This is a genomic window from Longimicrobium sp. (genome assembly GCF_048594345.1).
Classification (GTDB): domain Bacteria; phylum Gemmatimonadota; class Gemmatimonadetes; order Longimicrobiales; family Longimicrobiaceae; genus Longimicrobium.
The window spans coordinates 1-9,154 of sequence record NZ_JBMDXM010000157.1 but is presented as its reverse complement, the minus strand read 5'-3'; the positions used below and the strand labels follow the sequence as shown (position 1 = coordinate 9,154).

The following is a 9,154-nucleotide window of genomic DNA, read 5'->3' as shown; positions in this document are numbered from 1 at the left end:
GCGGCCATCTTGGCCGCGTGCGTGCCCACCACGCCGCCGCCGATGATCACCACGTTGGCCGGCGTAACGCCCGGCACGCCACCCAGCAGCATGCCGCGGCCGCCGTAGAACTTCTCCAGGTACTTGGCGCCGGCCTGGATGCTCATGCGCCCCGCCACCGCGGACAGGGGCGTGAGCAGGGGCATCTCGCCGCTGGGCAGCTGCACCGTCTCGTAGGCGATGTTCACGCTGCCGCTGTCCAGCATGGCGCGCGTGAGCGTCTCGTCGGCCGCGAAGTGGAAGTACGTGAACAGGAGCTGGTCGGGACGCGTGCGGGCGTACTCGACCTTGATGGGCTCCTTGACCTTCATGATCATCTCGGCGCGGGCCCACACCTCTTCCACGTCGTGCATGGTGGCGCCCACGGCCTCGTACTGCTCGTCCGTAAAGCCGCTGCCCAGGCCGCCGCCGCGCTCCACCATCACCTGGTGGCCGGACTGCACCAGGGCCTCGGCGCCCGCGGGCACCAGGGCGATCCGGTTCTCGTTGGTCTTTATTTCTTTCGGGACGCCGATCAGCATCGTCACGCAGTGGTTCGGGGTACGGTCCAGGGCTGAGGGCCGCTCAGCACGGGCGGGCGACAATATACACCCCGGATTCCGTTTGGCGAGACTCTGGAGAAAAGTGCGTGAGTGGGGGAGACGGGGAGAGGGATGGAGTGCAGAGGTGCAGCGCGACGGCGTACGGGCTGGGAACCCGCGCCGCGTTTGCGCGGGCCCTCTCCCCCACCGGCTTCGCCGCTCGTTTCTCGCGGCTCGCGGCGACCCCTCCCCAACCCGGGGAGGAGTGATGGTTCCTCGGCAATTGTGCATACGAACAACCCCTCCCCGGCAGTTGGGGGAGGGGTCGACCGCCGTCGCGAGGAACGAGCGACAGGCCGGTCGGGGGAGAAGGCCCGCGGGTCGCGACGGACCTGCTTCCCTTCACCCCGAAAGGGGGTGCGCGGGACCGGGGTGGGGCTCCAGCAGCCGCAGCACGCGGCACGGGTTGCCGGCGGCGAACACGCCTTCGGGCACGTCCTTCGTCACCACGCTCCCCGCGCCGATCACGGAGCGCGAGCCGATGGTCACGCCGGGAAGGATGATGGCGCCGCCGCCGATCCACACGTCCGAGCCGATCGTAATCGGCTTGCCGCCCTCCAGCCCCGCGCGGCGCGTCTGGTAGTCCATCGGATGCGTCGCCGTGTAGACCTGCACCGCCGGCCCGAACATCACGTCGCTGCCGATGACGACCTCCGCGACGTCCAGCACCACGCAGTTGAAGTTGAAGAACACCCGGTCGCCCAGCCGGATGTTGGATCCGTAGTCACAGAAGAACGGCGGCTGGATGTCCAGCCCCTCCCCCGCCGCGCCCAGCAGCTCGCGCAGAATCTCCTGCCGCACCTCCGTCTCCGCGTCGGCCGAGGCGTTGAAGGCGCGCAGCAGGTCGCGCGTCCTCCTCCGCTCCGCCACCAGCTGCGGGTCCGTGGCGTTGTACAGCTCGCCCGCGAGCATCTTTTCCTTCTCGCTCCTCATCCGCCCCGCCTCCAGAAGATCCGGATGCTATCGTCCGCGGAAGCGCCGCAGGAACGCGGCCGCGAAGGGCTGGCGCTCCACCGTGGCGCCGTCCAGCGGGTTTCCCCACCACAGACCCTCGCTGTTGGCCAGCAGGATCAGCGTAAGCCGCTCGTCCGGCAGCTTGAGGTACAGCGCGGAGTAGGCCTGCTCCCACCACCCGGAGTGCCACACCACACGCCGCCCGTCCACCTGCTGCACGAACCATCCGATGCCGTACGGCAGCACGTTGCCCGAGGGCGAGCGCCCCGGCCGCCACATCTCCGCCCTGGACGCTTCGGAGATCAGCCGCCCCTCGTCCAGCGCGACGTCGAAGCGCGCCAGGTCCACCACCGTCGAGATAACCCCGCCCGCCGCACCGTCGCCCTGCGGCCCCGGGCCGGGCGACCGGCGCAGAACGCCGGTGGAATCCACGTGGTACGGCAGCGCCATCGCCGAGTCCAGGTCCGCGCGCAGCGGCAGGTCGCGGTGCCTGCGCGCCGACTGCGTCATCCCCGCGGGGGCGAACACCTCCTCCGCCGTCAGGTCGCTGAACGAGCGCCCCGTGGCCTGCATGATGGGCCGCGAGGCCCAGGAAAAGGAGATGGGGTTGTAGAGAAAGCGCTCGCCCGCCGTGCCGTTCATCTGCATGGAAAGCACGTGCCGCAGCGTCACGCGCGGCGAGCAGTCGTAGTCGGCGAAGAAGATGCGCGGCCCGTCCGCCTTTGCCTCGGCGCAGAACTCCGCCCAGTTGTCGAAGCTCGACATCGGCCGGTCCAGGTCCAGCACGCCGCGCTCCATCAGCCGCATGGCCACCACACCACTGATCGGCTTGGTCACCGAGGCGATGGTGTACGGCGTGTGCTCCGTAGCGGGGACGCGCGCCTCCACGTTGGCCCAGCCGTAGCCGCGCGCCAGCACCACGCGCCCGTCGCGCACCACGGCGACGGAAAGGCCGGGGATGCGCAGCGCCTGGCGCAGCGAGTCCACCTCGGCCGCGAACGCCTGCACGTCCGCCTCCTGCGCGCCCAGGGGTGAGCAGGCGAGCATCGCGGCGAGCGCGAGCGGAAGCCGGAGAAAGGAAGTCGTAGTCATGGGCGCCCCGTACGAGAGCCGGCCGAAGACGGTTTCGCCTTCGGCCGGAAATCCTTTGATGGCGATGGTGCTCCGGCGCCGTGCCGCCCATCCGCGTGGGCAAATGATGCCCGTTGAGAATCTGAACCGGTACCGTGCCGTCCGCCTGCAGGAGCGAATGAATTCGCCGCTACAACTGCACAAAGTCCACCTTCGTGGACTCGGCGGCCCAACCGTGTGCGGCGTCCCATGCACCGGCGCGTCCGCTACCGGTGCGATCCGAAAGCAGACGGGACTCAGCACATGACATCGTCCCGCACCCGGACTTTCGTACTATCGTAACTTCTACTCCCGCACTAACGCACTTACGCACTTCCCTCACTCGATCGTATGCGACCCATCGCGCTCGCTTTCCGGACCGCTCCGCTTGGCCCGTGCGCGGTCCACCAGCGTCCACCAGAGCAGCAGCAGGCCGATGACCGTCCAGACGATGCCGACGACGGTGATCCCGCCCGGCAGCGAGCCCAATCCGTATCCCAGCGCCATCCCGCCCGCGATGGCGCCCACGATGTTCACCCACGGCGAAGCCAGCCAGTCGCGCATCAGCCCCTGTCTCCCGTCGCACGGCCGCGCAGCACGTCAAAGAACACGCGGCGGCCCACCTTGAACGCAACGAACGCCAGCACGGCGCCCAGCACCAGCCAGAACGCCATCATCGGCGACTCCAGCAGCCCGCTCCACGCAATCAGCCACAGGTACAGCGCCGCCACCACCACCGCCGGGATCCACGCCATTCGCGCCGACCGCGCGATCAGCGCCTGCCGGCACGCCGCGCACCACGTTGCGTCGTCCGGCTTTTCGCCCTTGACGTTCCTGCGGCACCGGGCGCAGTCGAACGGAGGCGGCGCCGCGTCCGCGGCGTGGGAGGCGGGGTGGCTCATCACAGGCGGCGGATCAGGGCGTCGGCGAACGTGTCCGTGGTCCCCGTGCCGCCCAGGTCCGGCGTAAGCGTGTCCTTTTCGCGGATGGCGGACTCCAGCGCACGGCTGATGCGGCCCGCCTCGTCGCGCATCTCCAGGTGCTCCAGCATGAGCACCGCCGCCAGCAGCAGTGCCGCGGGGTTGGCGATGCCCTTGCCCGCGATGTCGGGCGCGGAGCCGTGCACCGCCTCGAAGATCGCCGCGTCCTTGCCGATGTTGGCCCCCGGCGCCAGCCCCAGCCCGCCGACAAGACCCGCGATCTGGTCGGAGAGGATGTCGCCGAACATGTTCTCGCAGACGATCATGTCGAACTTCGTCGGGTCCATCACCAGCTGCATGGCCGTCGCGTCGATGATGCGGTCTTCGAACTCCACCCGCCCCTCGAACTCCTTGGCCATCTCGCGGCCCACGTCCAGGAAAAGCCCCTGCGTGTACTTGAGGATGTTGGCCTTGTGCGCCAGCGTGAGCTTTTTGCGCCCGTTCTTGACCGCGTACTCAAAGGCGTAGCGAAGGATGCGCTCCACCCCGAAGCGCGTCACCAGCATCACGCTCTCCGCCGCCGCGCGCGGGTCGCCGCTGATGCCGATGTAGTGCTCCACGCCGCTGTACAGCCCCTCGGTGTTCTCGCGCACCAGGACGATGTCCACGCCCTCGTACCGCCCGCCGGGAACGATCGTCTTGGCCGGCCGGACGTTGGCGTAAAGGTCGAACTCCTTGCGCAGCGCCACGTTGATGGAGCGGAAGCCCACCCCGACGGGCGTGGTCAGCGGACCCTTGAGCGCCACGCGCGTTTCGCGGATGGCGTCGATGGTTTCCTGCGGCAGCGGCGTGGTGTGCTGCTCGATGGCGGCCACGCCGGCGGCGCGGCGGTCCCACTGGATGTCGGCGCCGGTGGCTTCTACCACGCGCACCACGGCCTCGGTGATGTCCGGCCCAATCCCGTCTCCGGGGATCAGCGTTACGGTATGCGGCATGTGCTCGGTCTCTTCGCGGTCATGGACGGAAGGCCGGCGGCCCCCGCGTCTCCCCTCGTCGTCATCCCACGATCGCCGGATTGCGCGTGCAAGACGGATGCGAGCGCCTTCGCACGGTGGCGCAAGGCGCTCGCTGCACAAGCTACGGAACCGGCTGGGCGGGCACTAGGCCGGGAAGGACAAGGGGACAAGGTGAGCGCGGGACAAGGGGACTGGGGGGCAAGGAACCAGGGTGGCGCGGCTGCGATGGATCGAACGGCGCCCGCGGGGTGCCCCTCCCCCGGCCCCTCCCCGTTCGTTCCTCACGGCGAGGGGAGAAATTCGATCCCGCTTCGGAACGGGCAGTCCGTTCACCCGTTCACCCGTTCACCTCAATCCGGCACCAGCAGCCGCGCCGCCAGCGCGGTCGCCGCAGTGGTGACCAGCGCGCGGTCGTCCGGTGCCGCGGGGCGGCCGTCCGCCTCGCCCCACCAGACGAGGAAGCCGGTGCGCGCGTCCACCACCGCGGCGTTCAGCCGCACGAACGCGCCGCCGCTGTCGGGCGTGATCAGGGTCGCGCTGCGGGGGATGACGACCAGGCGCGCCTCGGTAAGCGCCATGTAGCGCCGCACCGCGTCCGCCAGGCCGCCCTGGATGCGCCGATCGCCATGCACCTCGTAGCGGTCGTTCGGCAGCGCGGCGGGATCGGGGGCGAAGGTGGGCGAGCCGGCGAGCGTGCGGCGCAGGCGCGCGGGATCGATCCACTGCGTCCGCGTGTCGCGTGCGCGGATGGCGGCGACGATCTCTTCGGTGATGATCTCGCGGTTGAACCCCAGCCCGCTGGACGCCTGTATGGGCAGGATGAGCACGCGCTGGCCGCCCAGGTCCATGGGCGCCACCGCCGTGGCCGGCGCCACGCCGCCCGGCGGCGGCTTCGTTCCCCCGCACGAGGCGGCGGTCAGGGCCAGGCAGAGCGCCGCGCAGGCGAGCGGCAGGATCCGCCGGGCCGGGGCGCGGCGGGCGGACCGGGGGGTGGTGCGGTGGATCAAAGAAGGTGTCCCCCGTCGACGGGAATCACGGCGCCGGTTACGTGGCGCGCGTACTCGGAGCAGAGAAAGACGACCACGTTGGCCACGTCCTGCGGGTCGCCCAGGCGGCCCAGCACGGCGCGCTCGCGGGCAGTGTCCAGCACCTCCGCCGGCACGCCGCTGGTAAGGCGGGTCGTGCGGATGTAGCCCGGCGCCACGGCGTTCACGTTCACGTTGTTGGGCCCCAGCTCCAGCGCGGCGGAACGGGTAAGGCCAAGAAGGCCCGCCTTGGATGCGCTGTAGTTGGCCAGCCCGAACTCGCTGCGGATGCCGTGGACGGACGACACGTTGACGATCTTGCCGTCGTGCTGGCGGCGGAACAGCGGCGCCACCGCGCGGATCATGTTGAAGGCGCCGGTCAGGTTGGTGTCCAGCACCGTGCGCCACTGCTCGTCGCTCAGCCGCCAGAGCGCGCGGTCGCGGGCAATGCCGGCGTTGTTCACCAGGATGTGAATGGCGCCGAACTCCTCGTGCGTCTGCTGGACAAAGCGGTCCACCGCCTGGGGATCACGCACGTCGCACTCGGCGCAGCGCACCTTCACCTCCAGCTGGCGAATCTCGCGGGCCGTGTCTTCGGCCTCTTCGTGAATGTCGCTGGCGGGGTCGTACGCAAAGTAGTTGAACGCCACGTGCACGCCGTGCCGCGCCAGCTCCAGCGCGATGGCCCGCCCGATCCCCGTGGCCCCGCCGGTGACGACGGCCACGCGGCCGCGCAACGCGGTTCCGTACTTGAGCGCCTTGGTCTGCGTTTCTTCCACCACGTCTTCCAGCAGCTGCTCCACCGGATCGTTTTCCGCGGGAACGCGGATGATGTTGCCGGGGATGCTGGGAAGGGGCTGATACGAGGCGCAGGCTGGATCGGCTGCGCGCGGCTCGTCTTCGCGGGGATCGCGAGGGGGCATTCCGGCGACCGGTGTGGGGTGCGATGGGAGCTGCGGGCGGTGTGGAAGCTACCGCCCGCCGCGCCGCCGGGGCAAGCGCTCCCTGCGCCCGGGCGGACACGCCGGACAGCACGGCGGGCAACTTTCGTGCGCGGAGTGAAGAGGGGCGAGGGAAAGCGGAATAGGGAATTGGGACGACGGGCATCGAACTGCGCCCGACGGTGCCCCTCCCCCGGCCCCGCCCCGGCCCCTCCCCGTTCGTTCCTCACGGAGAGGGGAGAATTCGATCGCGTTTCCGAAGGTGCGTCGCACCTCCCTCCCCCGCGCAGTTTGCGGGGGAGGGCCGGGGAGGGGGGCGGCTCACCATCCCGCACCACCCCGTCCGAAGCTCACCACAGCCGCCCCAAAACCCACCTCCCCCGGCAGTTTCGGGAGAGGTGGGCCGGTGGTGCCGGACCGGAGGGGCCTGCGCGGAACCATCCGGAGCGCCGCGACCCCTGCCCCACAAAAGGGCCCCGCCGCTATCGCGACGGAGCCCTCCGAATCAGGATCGCCGTTGCCGGCTATTCCCTATTCCCTATTCCCTATTCCCTAATCCCTGGCCCTCAGTACGGCGACGCCTCGTAGTTGTCGATCTGCGCGCGCTGCAGCTTTCCGCTGTAGTCCAGGTAGCAGACCTTGGTCTCGCTGTAGAACTCGTAGACCTCCCAGCCGCCCTCGCGGTGGCCGTTGCCGGTCTGCTTGACGCCGCCGAACGGCAGGTGCGCCTCGGCGCCGATGGTGGGCGCGTTGACGTAGGTGATGCCGTTGTCTAGGTCCTGGAACGCCCGGAAGCTGGCCACTGCGTCGCGCGTGTACAGCGAGCTGCTCAGGCCGTACTTCACCTCGTTGTTGATGCGGATCGCCTCGTCCAGCTCGCCAAAGCGGATCACCGACAGCACTGGCCCAAAGATCTCTTCCGTCGCCAGGCGCGAGCCCGGCTTCACGTCGGTGAAGATCGTGGGCTGAAAGAAGAAGCCGTCGTCCAGCCCGTCGCCGGTGGCGCGCTCGCCGCCCATGGCCAGCGTGGCCTCGCCCTTTCCGATCTCGATGTACTCCTCCACCTTCTTCAGGCTCGCCTCGTGGATCAGCGGCCCGACCTCCACGTCCTTCTCAAGCCCGTAGCCCAGCTTGAGCCCCTTGGCGCGCTCCATCAGCCGCGCCACGAACTCGTCGTGGATCTCGTCCTGAAGCAGCAGGCGGCTGGTGGCCGTGCAGCGCTGCCCCGTGGTGCCGAACGCGCCCCACAGCACGCCGTCGATGGCCAGGTCCAGGTCCGCGTCGGCCAGCACGATCTGCGCGTTCTTGCCGCCCATCTCCAGCGACAGCCGCTTGTGCATGCGCCCGCACTGCTGGGCGATGATCGAGCCCGTCTCCGTCGATCCCGTAAAGGAGATGACGGGGATGTCCGGGTGCTCCACGATGGCGGCGCCCACTTCCTCGCCCAGGCCGTGGACAAGGTTCACCACGCCCTTGGGGATGCCGGCCTCCTCCAGCACCTCGATCAGCAGCGCCACGGTGTGCGGCGTGTCTTCGGCGGGCTTGATGACGACCGTGTTCCCGCAGATCAGCGCCGGGAACATCTTCCACGTGGGGATGGCCAGCGGAAAGTTGAACGGGGTGATCAGGCCGCAGACGCCGATGGGCCGGCGGTACGTCATCGCCCACTTGTTGCGCAGTTCCGACGGCACCGTGTGGCCAAACAGGCGGCGGCCTTCCACGCCCGCGTAGTAGGCGGTGTCGATGCCTTCCTGCAGGTCGCCGCGCGTTTCCTGCAGCGTCTTGCCCATCTCGCGCGTGGCGGCCTTGGCGATCTCGTCCTTGCGCTCCGTCAGCAGGTCGCCAACGCGGCGCAGGATGTCGCCGCGGGCCGGCGCCGGGGTGCGGCTCCAGTCCGGGAACGCGGCCTTGGCGGCGGCCACGGCGCGGTCCACGTCCTCGCGGCTGCTGCGTGGAAAGTGGCCGATCAGGTCCTTTTGCTTGGCCGGGTTGCGGTTCTCGAAGTATGTGCCCGTCGACGGCTCCACCCACTCGCCGTTGATGAAGTTCTTGAAGTTGTCCGCCATGCTGCGTTCGTCCGGTGAAGCGTAAGCGGCTCGCGCGAGCCGGTGGATTGGAAACCGGGGAATCTAACCTCCACGGCAAGAGGTGCAACGCGTCCGGCATCCGGCTGTCCCCCACGCGCCTTCACAAGCCGCCGAAATCCTCGTTCAGCCGGTGGATGCCCGGCCGCAAAGCGATGATCCCCAGCATCCCCGGAGACCTTCACCGGCTCCCACCGGGGCCACGGTGTCATCCTGAGGGAGCGCACACCCGCAACTCTCACGACCACCGAAGCTTGCGCGCGACCGAAGGATCCCTGTCGGGTCGCGTGAGACCCAGCCTCCGGGAGCCGTTCAACGGCGGCACGGTGTCATCCTGAGAGAGCGCACGCCCGCAACTCTCACGAACGCCGAAGCTTGCGCGCGACCGAAGGATCTTTGTCGGGTCGCGCGAGGCCCAGCCCCTCGGGAGCCGTTCAACGGCGGCACGCTGTCATCCTGAGAGAGCGCACGCCCGCAACTCTCA

General features: G+C 69.4%; 9 protein-coding genes. All 9 read right to left on the bottom strand.

Annotated features, from left to right (window positions below):
- The coding region (locus tag ACOJUJ_RS17500) for an alanine dehydrogenase (protein WP_420128195.1) at positions 1 to 560 on the bottom strand (560 nt) is incomplete at its 3' end.
- A gap of 402 nt (positions 561 to 962) precedes the next feature.
- Positions 963 to 1,553 carry a sugar O-acetyltransferase gene (locus ACOJUJ_RS17495; RefSeq protein WP_420128194.1) on the bottom strand — a complete coding sequence of 197 codons (591 nt, stop codon included), beginning with the start codon at positions 1,551 to 1,553 and terminating at the stop codon, positions 963 to 965.
- A 27-nt stretch (positions 1,554 to 1,580) separates the two neighbouring features.
- On the bottom strand, positions 1,581 to 2,666 hold the full coding sequence (locus ACOJUJ_RS17490; RefSeq protein ID WP_420128193.1) for a serine hydrolase domain-containing protein: 1,086 nt from the start codon (positions 2,664 to 2,666) through the stop codon (positions 1,581 to 1,583).
- Between the two features lie 357 nt (positions 2,667 to 3,023).
- Positions 3,024 to 3,248 (bottom strand): hypothetical protein, encoded by a 225-nt coding sequence (locus tag ACOJUJ_RS17485; protein ID WP_420128192.1) that lies wholly within the window; start codon positions 3,246 to 3,248, stop codon positions 3,024 to 3,026.
- Positions 3,248 to 3,586, bottom strand: a complete 339-nt coding sequence (locus ACOJUJ_RS17480; protein ID WP_420128191.1) for a hypothetical protein — start codon at positions 3,584 to 3,586, stop codon at positions 3,248 to 3,250. Before ACOJUJ_RS17480 ends, ACOJUJ_RS17485 begins: the two co-directional genes overlap by 1 nt.
- Positions 3,586 to 4,599: an isocitrate/isopropylmalate dehydrogenase family protein gene (locus tag ACOJUJ_RS17475; protein ID WP_420128190.1), complete on the bottom strand. Its 1,014-nt coding sequence runs from the start codon at positions 4,597 to 4,599 to the stop codon at positions 3,586 to 3,588. Before ACOJUJ_RS17475 ends, ACOJUJ_RS17480 begins: the two co-directional genes overlap by 1 nt.
- Before the next feature lie 371 nt (positions 4,600 to 4,970).
- Positions 4,971 to 5,627 carry a hypothetical protein gene (locus tag ACOJUJ_RS17470; protein WP_420128189.1) on the bottom strand — a complete coding sequence of 219 codons (657 nt, stop codon included), beginning with the start codon at positions 5,625 to 5,627 and terminating at the stop codon, positions 4,971 to 4,973.
- On the bottom strand, positions 5,624 to 6,568 hold the full coding sequence (locus ACOJUJ_RS17465) for an SDR family NAD(P)-dependent oxidoreductase (RefSeq protein WP_420128188.1): 945 nt from the start codon (positions 6,566 to 6,568) through the stop codon (positions 5,624 to 5,626). Before ACOJUJ_RS17465 ends, ACOJUJ_RS17470 begins: the two co-directional genes overlap by 4 nt.
- 584 nt (positions 6,569 to 7,152) lie before the next feature.
- Complete coding sequence (locus tag ACOJUJ_RS17460; protein ID WP_420128187.1) at positions 7,153 to 8,652, bottom strand: aldehyde dehydrogenase family protein; 1,500 nt, start codon at positions 8,650 to 8,652, stop codon at positions 7,153 to 7,155.
- Between the last annotated feature and the right edge of the window lie 502 nt (positions 8,653 to 9,154).

Coding starts and splice junctions, on each gene's coding strand:
- ACOJUJ_RS17495 (WP_420128194.1), bottom strand. CDS start 1,553: ATGAGGAGCGAGAAGGAAAAGATGCTCGCGGGCGAGCTGTACAACGCC.
- ACOJUJ_RS17490 (WP_420128193.1), bottom strand. CDS start 2,666: ATGACTACGACTTCCTTTCTCCGGCTTCCGCTCGCGCTCGCCGCGATG.
- ACOJUJ_RS17485 (WP_420128192.1), bottom strand. CDS start 3,248: ATGCGCGACTGGCTGGCTTCGCCGTGGGTGAACATCGTGGGCGCCATC.
- ACOJUJ_RS17480 (WP_420128191.1), bottom strand. CDS start 3,586: ATGAGCCACCCCGCCTCCCACGCCGCGGACGCGGCGCCGCCTCCGTTC.
- ACOJUJ_RS17475 (WP_420128190.1), bottom strand. CDS start 4,599: ATGCCGCATACCGTAACGCTGATCCCCGGAGACGGGATTGGGCCGGAC.
- ACOJUJ_RS17465 (WP_420128188.1), bottom strand. CDS start 6,568: ATGCCCCCTCGCGATCCCCGCGAAGACGAGCCGCGCGCAGCCGATCCA.
- ACOJUJ_RS17460 (WP_420128187.1), bottom strand. CDS start 8,652: ATGGCGGACAACTTCAAGAACTTCATCAACGGCGAGTGGGTGGAGCCG.